Consider the following 17,122-nt stretch of genomic DNA (forward strand, 5'->3'; position numbering starts at 1 on the left):
CGCCGCTGTCCACGGCATGCGCATGCGTGCGCGGCCTGGGGGCCGACCCGTGGTCTGCTGCTTTCTCCGTGCTGCCTGCTGCCTCCGCAAGCTGTTGCCTGTCCGGACAGGTTTTTCCACATAGCCGCAATCGCACCTGCCCTGTCTCCGCGCCGATGCGTAGCCTCGGGCTATGGCCACTTTTGCACCGTTCGCCCCGCCCTTCGGCACCGCCCCCGCGGCAGCCCAGCCTGTCTTTTTTCGCGGCGCTTTGCGCCCTTCAACGGTTCTCAGGATGGGCCGATCCGCCAGGCGCCGCGCACGGGGGCCGACCTCCGGAAGCCCTCCGCACCGGCCCAGACCCGCTGGCCGGCCGTCCCGTCAACTGGCCCGGCGGCTGAACCGGCACCGGCGGCTGGCGGTGGCCCTGCTGCTGTGCGTCGCTGCCGGTCTCACGGTGCAGCAGCTGACGCCGGCCCCGGCCGACACCGTGCCGGCCTTCGCCGCCGCACGGGACCTCCCAGCCGGGAAAACACTCGTCCCGGATGATCTGACTGTTCTGAGCGTGCCCCGCGGCCTCGTTCCCGCGGGCAGCTATGGCGGCACCGATTCCCTGCAGGGCCAGCAGTTGGCCGTGGCACTTCGCAAAGGCCAGCTGCTTTCCGACTCCCAGCTCCTGGGGCCCGGGCTGCTGGCGGGAAGCCCCCCGGGTTCAGCCGCCGTACCGCTCCGGATGGCGGATCCCGCCTCAATCCAGCTGCTCTCCCCCGGACAGCTCGTTAACGTGGTGATGACCAACGGCAACGGTTTTGACCAACCGGCGGCGTCCCAGGTCCTCGCCGCCGCGGTGCCGGTGCTGTGGACCTCCGGGCACGGCGGCGGTGCCGGCCCATGGCTGGCCACCGGGGAAACCGAGGGTCTCCTGGTCGTGGCTGCCGATGCCGAGCAGGCGCACCGTCTCGCCGGCGCTTCCACCCAGGGGAAGCTGTTCTTCGTTCTGGTGGGGGCCGCCCCTGGCTAGGCCGTTACCCGGCGGGGACTGCCGGCAGCCCGCTCCGAAGCGGTGCAGTATCCTCCTGGCCCGGGGCAGGGCCGGAAGGACTCTAGCCCCAGTGCGGGGGTTTCTGTTCCTCAAGCCAGGAGTCGTGGTCGTAGCCGCCCGGCTCGTCGCCCCAGCGCCGCGGATCGTCTTCAGCGGCCTTGTTCGGCAGCACGCCGGCCGGGACCGGGGAGGGTACGGCCGGTGCGCCGTCCCTGGCGTCCTCCCGGGAGGCGTCGTTCTGGACCCCGTTGCTGTTCTGGATTCCGCCGCTGTTCTGGACTCCGGCGTTGTTCTGCACGTCGTCGTTCTGGACTCCGGCGTTGTTCTGCACGTCGTCGTTCTGGACTCCGGCGTTGTTCTGCACGTCGTCGTTGTTCCGGGTGTCACCGTCAGCATTCATGCCGCCGGCCTCCTTACTGCCCTGATCTGTTCTGTCCTGTTGCGCGCTGTCCGGCTGTCCGGACGCGGTCCCACCGTGCGAGGCCCGCGCTTCGTTGACGGCCAGGTTCTCAACATCGTCGTCGAAGAATCCCGGCGACGCCGGCTGCCGGTGCATCACGGCCGGCTTTTCCAGCCCCAGGTATCCGCCGATGCGGTCGGCGCAGGCCGAAGGATCGGTGAAGACCTCTATGGTCCATAGTGGCATGTAGCGCCAGCCCAGTCGCTCCAGGAGCTGCGGGCGGAGCCTGCTGCGTTCGCGGACGGTCAGCCGGCGGTACTGCTCGGTACCGTCGGACTCAATCGCCACCGGCCGGGGAATCTCGGCGTCGTCCTGCCCGAGGGTGCTCAGCGGGTCGGCCGCGGCCACCATGTTCAGGGCGCCGTCGTACTGGTGCCAGACCCGGGCGCCCCGTGCCCGCAGCCGGTCGCCGAGGTCCGCCACGAGCGGGTCGGCTCCTAGCGCCTGTTCGCTGGCGGCCGCCCGCGAAGCCGGGCTGCCGAGGTCGGAGTTGCCTGCGATTTCCCGGTCCAGCAGCTCGTAGAAGTCCACCGCGCCGTGGCTCAGCCGGGTCACGTCGAGGTCCTCGGGACGGAAGCAGCTCAGCACGTGCAGCGACCGGCGCGCCCTCGTCATGGCGAGGGCGAACTTGGCCCGTCCGCCATCCGCGGACAGCGGACCCAGATTGTGCAGCGCGCGACCGTGCGGGGTGCGTCCGTAGCCCGGTGAGAAGATCACGTGATCGCGGACCAGACCCTGGGCTCGGTCCAGGTCCACTACCCGGAAGGATTCGTCCCCGGCGGTGAAGAAGCTGGCCAGCAGCGGATAGTTGGGCAGCTGCAGCCGGATGGACTCGCCGATCCGGGCTGCGTGCCGGAGGCTGCCGGTCACCACAGCGAGGGACGTCCGCGGTCGGAGCCGTGCGTGTTCGAAGACAAGCTCCACCGCCCGGTTCACCTCGGCGACCACGGATTCGACACCGTCCTGGTCCGCGCTGGGGAGTCCGGTGCCGTCCGGCAGGTACTCCACCGTCAAGGCACGGTCCAGCCCGGTGGCGGACTGGCCCTCCGGCAGCCGGCGCAGTCCGCCGTCGTAGAAGCTCCTGCTCAGCTGCCGCACGAGGTCTTCGTCAACGGCGCGGTAGATGGTCTTCAGGCTCCAGACGGGCAGCACCGCGGCCAGCGCCTTGTACGCGCTCTCCACGCCCTGGTGGGAGCTCTCGCCGGCGGCAAGCCGCTCAACACTGACCGTGAAGGTCCGCGGGCTGGCGATCCGGTCGTCACCGAAGGCAATGACCTGCCGGGCCCGGGCGATGGCCGGCAGGACAGCCTGCAGTGAAGTCGCCTCGGCGTCGAGGATGACAACGGCGTCGAACCGCTGCTCCACCGGCAAGACCGCGGTCAGGAGATAGGGGCTGACCGACCACACCGGCACCAGCATCGGCAGCAGTTCCGCGGCCTGGCCGGTCAGGGCCGCCAGTGTGACCCGACCGTCCTTGAGCAGGCTGCGCAGCAGTTCGGTCTGGCGCGGGTGCTCCGCCAGAGCCGCCCGCCAGCGTTCGGCAAGATTCCAGCGCAGCCGGGCGGCACCGCTGGCGATGTGGGCGTTGTCCGCGAGACGGTATTCGGCTTCGAGCTGGCGCAGGGCGTCGCCGTCGGACATGGCCAGGTAATCGTCGCCGCTGATCATGGCTTCCAGCGCCGACTGCCACCAGGCGAGCTCAAGCTCCGTAGCCACCGATTCTGCCGGGACCTCGCGCTCGGCGAGATCGGCGAGGAGTTCACCGAGGCCATGCTCGCGCATGTTCTCCACCAGGAGCGTGCGCTCCGGCAGGGTCTCCAGCGTGCCAGTGTCGGCAACCAGCCGTTCCAGCCGCTCCATGAGTTCTTCGTAGGGTGTGCTGTGCAGGTCTCCGCCTGCCGCGGTGTGCCTGAGGGCCTGGCCCAGCTCGGCAAGCTCCGCTTCCAGCTCTCGGTACAGGGAAATGATCTCCCCGAGGCCGGACGGGACGGCCGGATGGCGCTGCGTCGTGGCGTAGTCAGCCCACGCGGCCCGCTGCTCCTGGACAAGGACCAGGGAGCTGTGCAGGTCGGCGATGTGGACGCCCGGGCGGACGTATTCCTTCGCCACCCGGCGCAGGCGGGAGCGCTGCATGGAGGGCATCTCGATGCTCCGTTCCCGGCGCCAGGAGGAGGCCGCGGTGGCGGAGATGAGGTCGTGGACCGGACGGTCAAAAATGTCCGGGGTGAATTTGTCGAGGCTTTCGCGCACTGCGACCAGCAGTTCAACCTGGTCGCCCCACTCGGCGAAGGTGCGGCCCAGGCGGATCTCGGCATGTTCGGCGACGCCGTTCATCCGGTTGCGCAGTTCCGGCAGCTTCCCGGCCACGGAGCGGGCGACCTGCTGGGCTTCCTGGGTCTCCTTGCGGGTCAGCAGGCGGGCGCCGTGCCAGGGGCTCATCGTCGAGGCCCGGCTGAAGCTTCCCAGCTCGGCTGACCGGCGGAGCCGGCCGGCCAGTTCCTCGCGGTCCCGGATGCTGTCCAGCACGCTGCGCTTGAGCCGCACGGTGGTGGCCGGTGCAGGCTGGAGGGAGGTCAGCCCGGCCAGCGACTGCATCGCCTCGTACGGCGAGCAGCCCCAGCGCTGGCGGACGTTGTGCAGTGAGGCGACGTGGTCCCGAAGGGCGTGGCGGTGCTCGATCAGTGTCGTGTGCAGGTTGCTGAGCTGGGGCTCAAGGGATTTCTCGTTGCGCACGATGGCCCGGACCAGCTGGCCCTTGAGCTGCAGTGGAGTGGCGTTGCCGGCGAGCTGGAACAGGGTGGAGTCCAGCCCGAGGGTGTCCAGCTGCGCGGAGATCTCGCCCAGGCTGGCACGCCGGTCCCCCACGACCAGGACGGTTTTTCCCTGGTCGACGAGGGCGCCGATGGTGTTGATGGCGGTCTGGGTCTGGCCGGTGCCCGGCGGGCTGCTGACCACGAGCGAGTCCCCGGCGCGGACCGCGTCGACGACGTACTGCTGGTCGGTGTCGGCGTCGAGCAGCAGCAGTTCGTCGGCGGGATCCCGCTCGTCGGTGCTCGGGAAGCGCCCGGGCTTGAGCTCGGGAACCTCCACCGCACCGCCGTCGGCGGCACGCGCCAGCGCAGCCACAAGGGGATGGTTCCCGTTGATCCACGGATCCTCAAGGCTCCCGGACAGGTCCGCGAAGGTGGAGACCAGCAGGTTGTGCTCGACCTCGGCGCCGTGGATCGGCTGGATGAGCGTGCCGAGCCGGTCAAGGACCGGCTGCGGATCGAACCGGGCGGTGCTGTACGCCATGCGGGTGACGGCGTTGACGTCGAAGACGATCCCGTGGACGGTCTTCAGGTGCCGGATCAGGGCAGGGTTGATCTTGGCCTGTTCGGTCAGCTGCAGTTCGTAGTCGTCCTCGCCCGGGCGGACCGTCAGCGAGATGGCCGTCAGCATGACGGGGGCCGAGACGCGCTGGGGTTTGCCTCCGACGGCGGAGGTCCAGACGACGGTGCCGGCCGAGAAGTATCCGGCATCGATGCCGCGGTCGTTGGTGAGCTCGAAGATCTTGGACCGCAGGTTGCGGGAGGCCCGGGCGGCAACGACGTACTGCTGGTGGTCACGGATCAGGGTGGAGAGCCGGGTCCGCCGGCCGGCCATCAACTGCGCCAGGCCCGAGGGATGGGCATGCGTCAGATCGATGGAGCCCTCAGGCGTTTTGGTAAAGCGCAGCATGGTGTCTGCTCCGGTGACGGGCTTGAGCCCCGACAGCCATTTCCTGAGCTCCTCGGAGCCCTCGGGGTGGCCTTGACCAACTGACACTGCTGCCTTCTTTTCTGTGCTCGCGTTTACTTTGCTCACGTTATCCGTGCTCGCGCGGGACGTCCTGGACCATACCGGCATGCTTTCGAGGGTAGCCCGAATCCGGTCCCGGTGAGGCTCCGCAACACTGGCGGGACCCAAATTCAACGGGAATTAACAGGATCGCCGTCCCCGGCCAACGGGCTGTCCGAATCCCTGCCGGGAAGACCCGGGCGGACGCAAAATGGCCGGCCCCCAACAGGAGGCCGGCCATTTCCCTGCCTGTTACCAGGCTACTCCCACTCGATGGTTCCCGGCGGCTTGCTGGTCACGTCGAGCACCACGCGGTTCACACCGTCCACCTCGTTGGTGATGCGGTTGGAGATCCTGGCCAGCAGATCGTAGGGCAGCCGCGACCAGTCCGCGGTCATGGCGTCTTCGGACGACACCGGGCGCAGCACGATCGGGTGGCCGTAGGTGCGGCCATCGCCCTGGACGCCGACGCTGCGGACATCGGCCAGCAGGACCACCGGCATCTGCCAGACCTCGTTGTCCAGTCCGGCAGCGGTCAGTTCCGCCCGCGCAATGGCGTCCGCCTTGCGCAGCAGGTCCAGCCGCTCCTTGGTGACTTCGCCGACGATCCGGATGCCGAGGCCCGGTCCGGGGAACGGCTGGCGTCCGACGATTTCCTGCGGCAGCCCAAGCTGGGCCCCGACGGCACGTACCTCGTCCTTGAACAGGGCGCGCAGCGGTTCGACCAGTTCGAACTGCAGGTCTTCCGGCAGGCCCCCCACGTTGTGGTGGCTCTTGATGTTCGCGGCACCTTCGCCGCCGCCGGATTCCACGACGTCCGGGTACAGGGTTCCCTGCACGAGGAACTTGATTTTTTCGCCGTGCGCGGCTGCCTCGGCGATGATCGCCCGTTCGGCTTCCTCGAAGGCGCGGATGAATTCGCGGCCGATGATCTTGCGTTTGGTCTCCGGGTCGCTGACGCCGGCCAGGGCCGACTGGAAGCGCTCCTGCTCGTTGGCGACGTAGAGCTTGACCCCGGTGGCGGCCACGAAGTCGCGTTCGACCTGTTCGGCTTCGCCCTCGCGCAGCAGTCCGTGGTCCACGAAGACACAGGTCAGCTGGTCGCCGACGGCGCGCTGGACCAGGGCGGCGGCCACAGCGGAGTCCACGCCGCCGGACAGCCCGCAAATGACCCGGGCATCGCCGATCTGTGCGCGGATCCGGTCGACCTGCTCCTCGAGGATGTTCCCCGCGGTCCAGTTCGGTTCCAGCCGGGCGCCCTTGAACAGGAAGTTCTCCAGCACCTGCTGGCCATAGGCCGAGTGCTTCACCTCCGGGTGCCACTGCACACCGTAGAGCCGCTTCTCCTCGTTGGCGAAGGCGGCGACCTCGGCTCCTGCCGTCGTGGCGAGGACCTCAAAGCCTTCCGGGGCCTCGTGCACCGAGTCGCCATGGCTCATCCAGGTGCTCTGGTGCTGGGGCATGCCGTCCAGGATGGAGCGGCCCTCGCCGATGGTGGTGGTCTCGGTGGCTCCGTACTCGCGGAGACCGGTCTGGGCCACCTTGCCGCCAAGGGCGTTGGCCATCGCCTGGAAGCCGTAGCAGATGCCGAAGACCGGCACGCCGGCGTCGAACAGCTCCGCGCCGACGCTGGGGGCACTTTCGGCGTAGACGCTCGCGGGGCCGCCGGAGAGGATGATCGCGGCGGGGTTCTTGGCCAGAAGTTGCTCGGTGCTGTAGGTATGCGGAACCACTTCCGAATACACATTCGCTTCCCGGACGCGGCGGGCGATCAGCTGCGCGTACTGGGCACCGTAGTCAACAACCAGCACGGGCTTGTGGGACGTCTGGGATGCAGAGGGAGTAGTCACCGTACTAGCCTACTTTGCGGCGCAGGCCGCCCGCACATCGAGAAGACCGCCCGGGGCCCGAAACGGCCGCCGGGTAAGCGAACTCACACGAGCGGGCCCGACGTCGCCCAGCGGCCCGCCGCGGGGGCAGGCTCAGTAGCGCTGCGGTGCCTGCGGGTTGGCGGCCAGCTCGGCCTCCACCTCGGCATGGAACTTCTTCTCGACGAAGAAGGACAGGAACGGCACCACGCCGCCGAGCGCCAGGATGATCATCTTCGAGAACGGCCAGCGCATCAGCGACCACAGGCGGAAGTTGGACATGAGGTACACGACGTACATCCAGCCGTGCACGATCAGCACGGCGATGGAGAGGTTCACGCCGCCGATCACCCCCGGCGGCTCGGCGTCGGCGAATCCGAAGCCGAACGGCTCGCCGGTGACGGCGATCGTTCCGCCGGCGAAGAGGTACTGGCCGAAGGCGTACCGGGCGATCAGTTCGGCGCAAAGCAGGAGCAGCATGGAGCCGGTCAGGTACGCAAGGACCTTGTAGAACTTCAACGCCGACCGGATCTGGGCCTCGGTTCCGCCGAAGCGGCGCTTCTTGCCGCGGGCGCTTCCCGTGGCGTTGGACTGCTGCGGCTGGACGGCCGGCTGGGGCTCGATCATGATTGCACTTTCGGTTCGGAGGGGTGCGGTTCGTTGGGGTCAGGTTCCGGGAGGCGCCGGGCCGCGGCTTCCTGCTCCTCGTCGAGGGCGTCCTCGAGCCCGCGGCGGTAGTCGTCCTTGACCAGGCGCCACCAGATGAACAGGGCGAAGCCGGCGAACACGACCCACTCCGCGGCGTAGAAGAGGTTCAGCCAGTTGACCTTCCCGGCAGGCGGCTGCGGCCCGACGTTCAGCGGCTTGATCGCTCCGCCGGCCGCGGCGGCACTGACATCGCTGCCGCCGGAAGTCTCGGAGCCCGCGGCAACGAAGCCGGGGTAGCTGCTGACTTCCCAGATGTTGATGAGTTCCGCGACGGAGACGGCACTGGCCCGTCCGGGGCCTGCGTCGGTCCCGGGCACTGGGGCTTCGGACGGCAGCAGCCGTCCGGTCAGTTCAATGGTTCCCGACGGCGGCGCGTCGGCGTCGGCGGGGTCCGCAACCCAGCCGCGGGCGACCGGGATCCAGGTCTGCGACGAGGCGCCGGCCCCGGTCAGGACGGGGGCGTCCTTCACAGCCAATGCCGAAACGATCCAGAATCCCTTGGCACCGTCGTTCAGGCGGCCCGGCACCAGGACCTGCTTCTGCGGGTCGTAGCTGCCGGTGGCGGTGATGATCTGGTCAGCGACCGATCCGGGAAAGAAATTTCCGGGCCGGAGTACCGTGGTGAGCGGTTTGGGCTCCTCGGTGGTGGTGGAGACCGTCACTTCGGGCTGGGTCGAGCGGCCGAACTGCCACTGGCTGAGCAGCACAAACACCCCGGAAACGACGATCGCGAACACCAGTCCGGCGATCCAGCGGGGTTTAAGGGCAGTTTTCAGCACCCCTTAACCGTACTTCGTCAGCGCGTAGAACAACGAAACGGAGAGCGGGACCAGGACCTGCCCCCGAGATTGGGCAGCAGGGGCGCCGGGTGGCGACGGAGTCGAGACGCAAGGGCCTGCCCCACATTTCAGTGGTCGAAGAAGACCAGGCTGGAGTTGATGAGTTCCGCGATCACTTCGGGGTCGTAGGCACGGCGGAGCGATTCGCGGAAGGATTCCTTCGACAGCGACCGGGCGATGGTCGCCAGCACTTCGAGGTGTTCGGAGAAGGAGCTCGCCGGGGTCGCGATCAGGAGGACCACGGTGGCCGGCCCGTCGGCGGCGCCGAAGTCCAGGGCCTTGCCGTATTTCGTGATGCCGACGGCGATGGAGGTCCGGGACACGAACTCGCTGCGGGCATGGGGCAGGCCGATGCCGCCGGGCAGGCCGGTGGCCATCTGGTGTTCCCGGGCGTTGACGTGTTTGAGGAAGCCCTCAAGGTCCGAGATGCGGCCGGCGGCATGCATCCGTTCCGCCAATTGACTGGCGGCGTCGAACTTGTCGGTGGCGTCCATCTCGAGGATCACCATTTCGGGGGTGGTGAGCTCGGCGTCGTACCGGTCCAATGGTTCCGCCAAGAGTTATCCCTTCAAAATGGCGTCAGTCCGCCGGCAGGCTCGGGTCGAGGCTGCCGGCGGACGCTGCCGGTCAACGCAGCGGAACGATGTCCTGGACGCCCAGTCGTGCGGCGTCAGCGGATTCGTCGTCCGGCTGCTCCTGGCTGAGCCGTTCAGCGTCGACCCTGGCCAGGTAGTGCTTGATTTCGCCCTCACGCTGAGCATCGCTCCAGCCGAGGACATCTCCCATCAGTTTAGCTACTACCGGCGCGGCGGACACACCGCGGTCCCAGGCCTCGATGGAAATCCGGGTCCGGCGGGTCAGCACGTCCTGCACGTGGCGCGCGCCCTCGTGGGTGGCGGCGTAGACGGCTTCGGCGGCAAGGTAGTCGTCCGCGCCGGGCAGCGGCTCGGCCAGTTCCGGGTTCCCGGCGATGAGAGCCAGCACCTCCGGGGCCATCGAACCGTACCTGTTGAGCAGGTGTTCGATCCGGGCAACGTGAACGCCGGTCTCCTCGGCCATCCGGTTCCGTTTGTTCCAGGCGGCCTTGAATCCGCTGGCGCCCAGCAGCGGGATGGATTCGGTGCAGCTCGGCGGGACACGCTCGTCCATGCTGCGGGTCGCCTCGTCCACCGCGTCTTTGGCCATGACCCGGTAGGTGGTCCATTTGCCGCCGGCCACCACGACGAGTCCGGGGACCGGGTGGGCCACGACGTGTTCGCGGGAAAGTTTGGCGGTGGAGTCGTTTTCCCCGGCCAGCAGCGGGCGCAGCCCGGCGTAGACGCCTTCGACGTCCTCACGGGTCAGCGGGCGTTTCAGGACCTTGTTCACATGCTCGAGGATGTAGTCGATGTCCTTACTTGACGCGGCGGGGTGGGCCTTGTCGAGGTGCCAATCGGTGTCGGTGGTGCCGATGATCCAGTGCCGGCCCCAGGGGATGACGAAAAGAACGGACTTTTCGGTCCGCAGGATCAGCCCCACGGTCGACTGGAAGCGGTCCCGGGGCACCACGAGGTGAATGCCCTTGGAGGCGCGGACCTTCAGTTGGCCCCGGTCGGTGACCATCGCCTGGGTCTCGTCGGTCCAGACCCCGGTGGCGTTGATGACCTGCTTCGCCTTGATGTTGAAGCTGGAACCGTCCTCGTGGTTGACCACCTTGGCACCCACCACGCGTTCGCCCTCCCGCAGGAAGTCGACCACGGACATCTGGTTCACCGCGTGGGCCCCGTAGTAGGCCGCGGTGCGGATCAGGTTGGCGCAGTACTTGGCGTCGTCGACCTGGCCGTCGTAGTACCGGATGGACCCGACGAAGGCGTCGTCCTTGAGGCTCGGCGCGGCCCGAAGGGTCCCCCGCCGGCTCAGGTGCTTGTGGAACGGCACGCCCCGGCGCTGTCCGGTGGAAATGGACATGGCGTCATACAGGGCAATGCCGGCGCCCACGTAGGGCCGTTCGAAGAAGGGCTTGGTGAGCGGGTACAGGAAAGGAACCGGCCGGGCAAGGTGCGGGGCGAGCTCCGAGAGGATCAGCCCGCGCTCGTGCAGCGCCTCCTTGACCAGGGCGAAGTCGAGCATCTCCAGGTAGCGGAGTCCGCCGTGGATGAGCTTCGAGGAGCGCGAGGAGGTGCCCGCGGCCCAGTCATTGGCCTCGACGATGCCGACGCTCAGGCCGCGCGTGACTGCATCCAGGGCGGCGCCGGTGCCGACGATCCCTCCGCCGACTATCAGGATGTCGAGTTCTTTGCCCGGGCTGGTGGTGCCCCTGAGCACCGCAAGTGAAGCTTCGCGTTCCGCAGGCCCAAGGGCACCGCCGGCCTTGGGAGAACCACCGGGAAAACTGTTCATGTCACGCCTCCATCAGCATCATCGCTCGTAGTGCACCACACTACTTCCAACTTCCCCGGATGGGCAGGGGGCTTTCAGTTGCCGGCGTAGGGCGAAACCACGACGTCGACGCGCTGGAATTCCTTCAGGTCCGAATATCCGGTGGTCGCCATGGAGCGGCGCAGCGCACCGATCAGGTTGGACGTTCCGTTGGTGTGGTGGCCCGGCCCGAAGAGGACCTCCTCGAGGGCTCCGACGGTGCCAACGTTGACCCTGTCGCCGCGGGGAAGTTCAAGGTGGTGCGCTTCCTGGCCCCAGTGCCAGCCCTTGCCCGGTGCTTCTTCGGCGCGGGCGAGGGCGCTGCCCAGCATGACCGCGTCGGCGCCCATGGCGATGGCCTTGACGATGTCGCCGGAGGAGCCCATACCGCCGTCCGCGATCACGTGGACGTAGCGTCCGCCGGACTCATCCATGTAGTCGCGGCGGGCAGCGGCGACGTCGGAGATGGCGGAGGCCATCGGCGAGTGGATGCCCAGGGCGCGGCGGGTGGTGCTCGTGGCGCCGCCGCCGAAGCCGACCAGCACGCCTGCGGCGCCGGTGCGCATGAGGTGCAGTGCCGGGGTGTAGCCGGCCGCCCCGCCGACGATCACGGGGACATCGAGTTCGTAGATGAACTGCTTGAGGTTCAGCGGCTCGTGGTCTTTGGAGACGTGCTCGGCCGAGACGGTGGTGCCGCGGATCACGAAGATGTCGACGCCGGCTGCCACGACGGTCTTGTAGTGCTCCTGGGTCCGCTGCGGGGTGAGGGAGCCGGCAACCGTGACGCCCGCGGCGCGGATCTCCGCGAGCCGGGTGGTGATCAGCTCCGGCTGGATCGGCGCCTGGTAGAGCTCCTGCATCCGGCGCGTGACGGCTGGGCTGTTGGTCTCGTCCTGGAGCGCGCCGATCTGGTCGAGTACGGCCTGCGGGTCCTCGTACCGGGTCCAGAGGCCTTCGAGGTCGAGGACGCCAAGTCCGCCGAGGCGGCCCAGCGCGATCACGGTCTCCGGCGACATGGCCGAATCCATCGGCGCCGCGATGACCGGCATGTCGAACTTGTAGGCGTCGATCTGCCAGGCGACGGACACATCCTTGGGGTCACGGGTACGTCGGTTGGGGACGATCGCAATGTCATCCAGGGAGTAGGCACGACGCCCACGCTTGCCACGGCCAATCTCAATCTCGTAAGTCACTGCTCTAGGTTATCCCAGCCGCGGCACCGGCCACGGACCCGGCGGAACCGTGGAGCCGGAATGTGCCCGGGACTGCAGTGGGGGGAGCCGGCATGGGCAGCGGTGCCCATGGCAGCCGCCCGCAGAATCCCATAGCCTGAGGGAAAAGGGCCTCGACGAGCGACCTTCCCCCACTCCTAGGAGGACCACCCATGGCCCCTGGCCTCTATGGCGCCGATATTGAACAGTTGCGGTCACTTTCAAAATCCATGGGACTCTCCGGGTCGCGCCTGTCGGACACCGAACACAGGATCAACGGCCTGGTCGCCAGCACTGCGTGGAAGGGCGCCGACGCGGGGCGCTTCCGGAGCGAGTGGACCGGCACATTGCGCCCCATGCTCAACAAAGCGACACAGTCCCTGATCGATGCCTCCAAACTTCTTCTCACACAAGCCGATGAGCAGCAAGAGGCCAGCACGCAGGGTGACGGCGCAGGTTCCGGGCCCGGCGGACCGGCACATCCCGCAGGCCCCGGCGTCGCCGGAGACAACACGACCACCGGGCTGGAAGGCATCCTCTCGGGAGCCGGAAGCACGCCATGGTGGGCCGCCAACGGGGCAGCCACCGGCGCCGGACTCTACGCGGACGATCTGCTGGCCACCATGGCCAAGGGCGGGCTTGTCACAAAACTGACCAACTGGCCCATCCTCAGCGCACAGTACGGCCAGGCCGCCGAAGCCGGTTACGTCCGCGGCACCCAGCTTCTCAACGGGACGTCCATGTTGGGACGCCTTTCCGGCGGATTGGGCATAGTTACCGGTGGGCTGCAGTTGACGCAAGGATTGTCCACCGGCAACACCGGGATGGCGATCGACGGCGGCATCTCCACCGTCCTTGCGGCCGGGAGCTTCATCCCGGGCGCCGGCCCCTTCTTTGCTGTTGCCGGCATCGCATGGGGCGGCATGGGCCTGCTGGCAGGCAAACTTGGCTACGGTTCCGCCTCGGAGATGATCGGGGATGCAGCCGAAAATACAGCCGAGGCTGTGGCCGACGGCGCCAAGAAGGTCTGGGGCTGGCTCACCTGAGCGCCCACCTTCCTTAGACTACGAACAGAGACCTGTCGCCCGAAAGGCTGCTATGACCACTCAAGACGACGCACCCCTGCTCATCACCGAACACGAATTGATTGCCTTGATCGCTTTGGCGGGCACCGGCGGGGCCCTCAAATGCCAGCGCATGTTCAGGCTCGACCATGCCGCCGGCGCACCCTTGGAGCAGGCCGGTGTGGCCACGCTCCTGGAACGTGGGCTCATGAAAATCGAGGGAGACGCTCTCCTGCCGGCCGGGCCCGCCACCAGCGTCACCGCCGCACTGGCAAGTTCGGACGCCTGGCTGGAAATTGCGTTGGTCACTCCCAAGGCTGAACACGTCTATTTCCTCTTCGGTTCAGCCGACGGCGCCCTGATCCTCAGCCTCAGCAAATACGGCGTGCACGAACTGCGCCCGCTCACCAACGCTGACGGCATGTTCACTACTGCCATCGAGATGGTGAATTTCTACCTTGGCACCGCACCCGACGGACGGCCGGCCGCGGGCACGCTCCGCAGGCACCTTGCCGACGACTCATTCCGCGCCGTCCACGTCAAGGCGGGACCGGATGGTTCCCTTGAGCTGCGCGAAGGCGATGGTGAGGACCTCCCCGGCACTGCCCTGCTTCCGGAAGACCTGGAACAACGCCTTCGCCAGGGGCTGGGTCTTTAGTCCGACATGAGCCTTCCAATTCCTTTCCCCGCCGGCCAGCCCGCGCATCCTCTTGATTACTGGACTTCCACGGAGCTGGCACGGGTCAGTCCACCCAACGCACCCTCCCGTTTGCGGCAGTTGGCTGATGCCCAGGGCACCCTTGCCGCGGCCTGGAGCAGCGCCATCGGATCCGGGCCCCTCCTGCTCCTGACCGGTGGCTTCGTCTCGGCCATGTCAGGCAACACCGCCTGGGTCTTGATCCTCGGCTTGCCGGGCGTTGCTTTGACGGTACTGGGCCTGGTCTCTTGGAAGCGGGTCCGTGGCACACTGCCGAACACCAATAGGCTCCTCATCGCCCGCGGCCCGGGGTCGGCGCGCGGCGGCGTCACGATGGTGGCCGTGCTGGCCATCATCCTGGGCGGTATTCTGGCCACCGCTTTCCCCGGGATCGCTTCCCGGGGAACTGTGACACTGGTCGCGGTGAGCGGCGCGTATGTACTCTTTGTGGCTCTCCTGGCAGCCTTTATCCTTATCCCGTCTGTCGTACTGGGACGGGCCCGGCACTCCTTCCGGCGAAGGATCCAGACGGACCCGGGGCTCCGCGCAGCCGTGGAGGGCGATCTGGCCAGGTGGCGCGACCCACACGGCAACGCGGGTTACGGCCCCCTGTAGCGGACTGCAGGCGGCCGGTACGCTGGCGGCCTGGGTAACCGCTGGGTCTTCGATGGCCAAATCGCCGGGATCGGCGAATTCATCGCTGGGGTCTACAACTTTGACGAGACCCTGGTTGTCGACGTCGACGCGTCGCACGGCGGGCACCTGCTCCGGGTGGACGCCGGCCCGCTCCGGATCCGCGCGGCCGTCGGCGCCCGCACCCGCCTGGGCGGCATCGTACGGCTGGTCCCCCGGCCCCTGGCGGTATATCCGCAATGGCCGCGGGCCCTCAACCCGCTCGCTGCCCGGCTCAGCCCCGGCGCCCGCACCGCGGGCGCCGGCTGGGAAAGCGGGGACGCCGGGGCCATGGCCGCCATCCTGCCCGCCGTCACGTTCGGTTTCAGCAGCGTTCCCCCGGAGCCCAGCCTGGCCCGGGTACGGACCACCGTGGTCCAGCCGGCCGCTGGCGGCGGAAGCTAGCCGGGGCCTTCTCAGACCCCCTCTGCGTCGTCCACGGCGAGCTGGGACTCGAACATCCGGAAGTAGCGGCCGCGCAGGGCCACCAGTTCCTTGTGGGTGCCCTGCTCCACGATCCGGCCGTCCTCGAGCATGTAGACGACGTCGGCCTTCTCGATCGTGGCCAGGCGGTGGCTGATGGCGATGATGGTGCTGCTGCGGTCGGCGAAGAGCCGGGTGAAGATCCGGTGCTCCGCGAGGGCGTCGATGGCGGAGGTCGGCTCGTCCATGACCATAAACGAGGCGTTCCGGTAGAAGTTCCGGGCCATCGCGAGCCGCTGCCACTGGCCGCCGGACAGCCCGCTCCCCTTCCGCCCGCGCGGATCCTCCATCCAGTTGCTGACGTGGTTGTCCAGGCCGTTGGGCAGTTTGGTAATGAACTCCAGGGCCTCCGCGTTGGCCGCGGCGCGGCGGATCCGCCCGTCGTCGCGCGGTGTATCGACGTCGCCGAAGAAAATGTTCTCCGCCGCGGTGGCGAACTCGTACTTCAGGAACTCCTGGCTGAGCACCGCCAGATGGCGGTGCCAGGACTTCACGGCGACGGCGGCGAGGTCAACGCCGTCGAGCAGCACCCGCCCGGAGTCCGGGCGGTAGAGCCCGGCGAGGATCCGGATAAGGGTGGACTTGCCGGCACCGTTCTCGCCCACGATAGCGATGTGCTGGCCTTCGCGGATTGTCAGCGAGATGCCCTTGATGACCTCCAGTTCGCTGCCGGTGTAGGTGAAGTGGATGTCCCGCAATTCCACGGTCGTGGGCGCCTGCAGCAGCGGCGGGGCGTGGTCGGAGTGCACCGGCAGCGCCATAAAAAGCTCGTAGTCCTTGAGGTTGGCGAGGTCCTCGTCGATGGAGCTGAGCGAGGAGACGAGGCTGTTGGCGGTGGAGAGTGCCCGGCTGACGATCTGCTGGACGTAGAGGAACTGCCCCACCGGCTGCGCCCGGGCGATGATCTGCCCCACCACCCAGATCAGCGACACGACCTCCGCGCCGTACTGCAGGGCGTCGGCGGCGAGCTGTTTGGGGATGTAGCGCTTCTGGAAGTCCAGGCGCCTGCGTTCGTCCGCGTCGCGCAGCCGGGAGCGGAGCCCCATGAGATACCCGACGATCCCGTACAGGCGCATCTCGGCGATGTGCTGGGGCCGCAGGAGGTTGGTTTCGATCATGCGGCGCTGGCGGCGGGAATCCACCTGGGTGTTCCAGTGCGCGATCTGCTCGCGGGAGAGCTTGAACTGCAGGTAAACGCTGGGAACGATCGCCACGAGGACGATCACGGCGATCCACCAGCTGACCAGCAGCAGCGCACCGATCGCGAGCAGCACCGAGACCAGTTGCGTGAAGATCGCGGCGATCCGGTCCAGGACGCGGGCGTAGGAATCGGAGAAACGCTTGGCCCGGTCGTACAGGTCCACCGTCTCTTTATCGTCGTAGCGCCAGAAATCAAGGGCCAGGAAGCGTTCGTACATCAGGTCGCCCACGATCGCGCCGACCTTGAAGCTCATGAGCTGCTGGATGTAGCGGTCCACGCTGCTGAAGGCGCCCCAGAACAGCCCCAGCGCGGCTGTGATGATGACGTAGACGATGGCCTGCTGCCCTGCCGCGGCGTTGCCCGCATAGGCGGCCGCGAGAGCCGTGGTGGTCAGGGACGCGTAGTAGGTGGTGACCAGCGGCAGCAGCGCCGAAATGAGCGAGCCGGCAACTTTCATCACGACGGCGGCGGGCGAGGCCCGGAAGCTGACGCGCAACACCTGCGCCACGGCCCGGGCGTAGGGCCTTAGCGCCAGTTTGCGCTTCGGCTCACGCGCGGGCAGGAGTTCGGACATGCCTCCAGCCTAGTTGCGGAACTGCCGCCGGGAATGCGGGGCCCGCCACACGCACACAGGCCATGGGGATCCGTCCCCATGGCCTGTGTGCGTGTGGCGGCAGGGCGG

The 17,122-nt window shown here is 68.0% G+C and carries 13 protein-coding genes; 5 read left to right on the plus strand and 8 right to left on the minus strand.

The window, feature by feature from the left end; all coding sequences use genetic code 11:
• Positions 1-400 precede the first annotated feature (400 nt).
• On the plus strand, positions 401-1,000 hold the full coding sequence (locus tag BJQ90_RS20700) for an RcpC/CpaB family pilus assembly protein (RefSeq protein ID WP_319004674.1): 600 nt from the start codon (positions 401-403) through the stop codon (positions 998-1,000).
• 82 nt (positions 1,001-1,082) lie between these two features.
• Here the strand turns inward: BJQ90_RS20700 and BJQ90_RS20705 are convergent, their stop codons facing one another.
• The 7 genes from BJQ90_RS20705 to BJQ90_RS20735 form a co-directional block, all read right to left on the minus strand.
• Positions 1,083-5,288: an AAA family ATPase gene (locus tag BJQ90_RS20705; protein WP_413463727.1), complete on the minus strand. Its 4,206-nt coding sequence runs from the start codon at positions 5,286-5,288 to the stop codon at positions 1,083-1,085.
• Positions 5,289-5,560: 272 nt separating this feature from the next.
• Positions 5,561-7,150 carry a glutamine-hydrolyzing GMP synthase gene (gene guaA / locus BJQ90_RS20710; RefSeq protein WP_226762061.1) on the minus strand — a complete coding sequence of 530 codons (1,590 nt, stop codon included), beginning with the start codon at positions 7,148-7,150 and terminating at the stop codon, positions 5,561-5,563.
• A gap of 132 nt (positions 7,151-7,282) precedes the next feature.
• Complete coding sequence (locus BJQ90_RS20715; RefSeq protein ID WP_226762062.1) at positions 7,283-7,795, minus strand: DUF3817 domain-containing protein; 513 nt, start codon at positions 7,793-7,795, stop codon at positions 7,283-7,285.
• Positions 7,792-8,655, minus strand: coding sequence for an SURF1 family protein (locus tag BJQ90_RS20720; RefSeq protein ID WP_226762063.1), 864 nt, complete (start codon positions 8,653-8,655; stop codon positions 7,792-7,794). Before BJQ90_RS20720 ends, BJQ90_RS20715 begins: the two co-directional genes overlap by 4 nt.
• A 128-nt stretch (positions 8,656-8,783) precedes the next feature.
• A complete protein-coding gene (locus tag BJQ90_RS20725; RefSeq protein ID WP_226762064.1) occupies positions 8,784-9,272 on the minus strand; it encodes a PTS sugar transporter subunit IIA in 489 nt (162 codons plus the stop codon).
• Positions 9,273-9,342: 70 nt separating this feature from the next.
• A complete protein-coding gene (locus BJQ90_RS20730; protein WP_226762065.1) occupies positions 9,343-11,094 on the minus strand; it encodes a glycerol-3-phosphate dehydrogenase/oxidase in 1,752 nt (583 codons plus the stop codon).
• A 74-nt stretch (positions 11,095-11,168) separates the two neighbouring features.
• A complete protein-coding gene (locus BJQ90_RS20735) occupies positions 11,169-12,305 on the minus strand; it encodes a GuaB3 family IMP dehydrogenase-related protein (RefSeq protein ID WP_226762066.1) in 1,137 nt (378 codons plus the stop codon).
• Between the two features lie 191 nt (positions 12,306-12,496).
• Here BJQ90_RS20735 and BJQ90_RS20740 point away from each other — a divergent pair, with 191 nt between their 5' ends.
• The 4 genes from BJQ90_RS20740 (at position 12,497) to BJQ90_RS20755 (ending at position 15,161) form a co-directional block, all read left to right on the plus strand.
• A complete protein-coding gene (locus BJQ90_RS20740; protein ID WP_226762067.1) occupies positions 12,497-13,369 on the plus strand; it encodes a WXG100 family type VII secretion target in 873 nt (290 codons plus the stop codon).
• Between the two features lie 52 nt (positions 13,370-13,421).
• On the plus strand, positions 13,422-14,045 hold the full coding sequence (locus tag BJQ90_RS20745; RefSeq protein WP_226762068.1) for a hypothetical protein: 624 nt from the start codon (positions 13,422-13,424) through the stop codon (positions 14,043-14,045).
• A 120-nt stretch (positions 14,046-14,165) separates the two neighbouring features.
• The gene (locus BJQ90_RS20750; protein WP_226762069.1) at positions 14,166-14,699 is read left to right on the plus strand and encodes a hypothetical protein; all 534 of its coding nucleotides are present in this window, start codon (positions 14,166-14,168) and stop codon (positions 14,697-14,699) included.
• Positions 14,700-14,855: 156 nt separating this feature from the next.
• Positions 14,856-15,161: a hypothetical protein gene (locus tag BJQ90_RS20755; RefSeq protein ID WP_226762070.1), complete on the plus strand. Its 306-nt coding sequence runs from the start codon at positions 14,856-14,858 to the stop codon at positions 15,159-15,161.
• 11 nt (positions 15,162-15,172) lie between these two features.
• Here BJQ90_RS20755 and BJQ90_RS20760 read toward each other — a convergent pair whose 3' ends face one another.
• Positions 15,173-17,014, minus strand: a complete 1,842-nt coding sequence (locus BJQ90_RS20760) for an ABC transporter ATP-binding protein (RefSeq protein WP_226762071.1) — start codon at positions 17,012-17,014, stop codon at positions 15,173-15,175.
• Positions 17,015-17,122: the final 108 nt, after the last annotated feature.

Origin of the sequence: Arthrobacter sp. SO3, assembly GCF_020532825.1 — a bacterium.
Classification (GTDB): Bacteria; Actinomycetota; Actinomycetes; order Actinomycetales; family Micrococcaceae; genus Arthrobacter.

What these genes read in the sequence shown, in the direction of transcription:
- BJQ90_RS20745 (WP_226762068.1), top strand. Translation starts at nt 13,422, where the DNA reads ATGACCACTCAAGACGACGCACCCCTGCTCATCACCGAACACGAATTG.
- BJQ90_RS20715 (WP_226762062.1), bottom strand. Translation starts at nt 7,795, where the DNA reads ATGATCGAGCCCCAGCCGGCCGTCCAGCCGCAGCAGTCCAACGCCACG.
- BJQ90_RS20760 (WP_226762071.1), bottom strand. Translation starts at nt 17,014, where the DNA reads ATGTCCGAACTCCTGCCCGCGCGTGAGCCGAAGCGCAAACTGGCGCTA.
- BJQ90_RS20730 (WP_226762065.1), bottom strand. Translation starts at nt 11,094, where the DNA reads ATGAACAGTTTTCCCGGTGGTTCTCCCAAGGCCGGCGGTGCCCTTGGG.
- BJQ90_RS20740 (WP_226762067.1), top strand. Translation starts at nt 12,497, where the DNA reads ATGGCCCCTGGCCTCTATGGCGCCGATATTGAACAGTTGCGGTCACTT.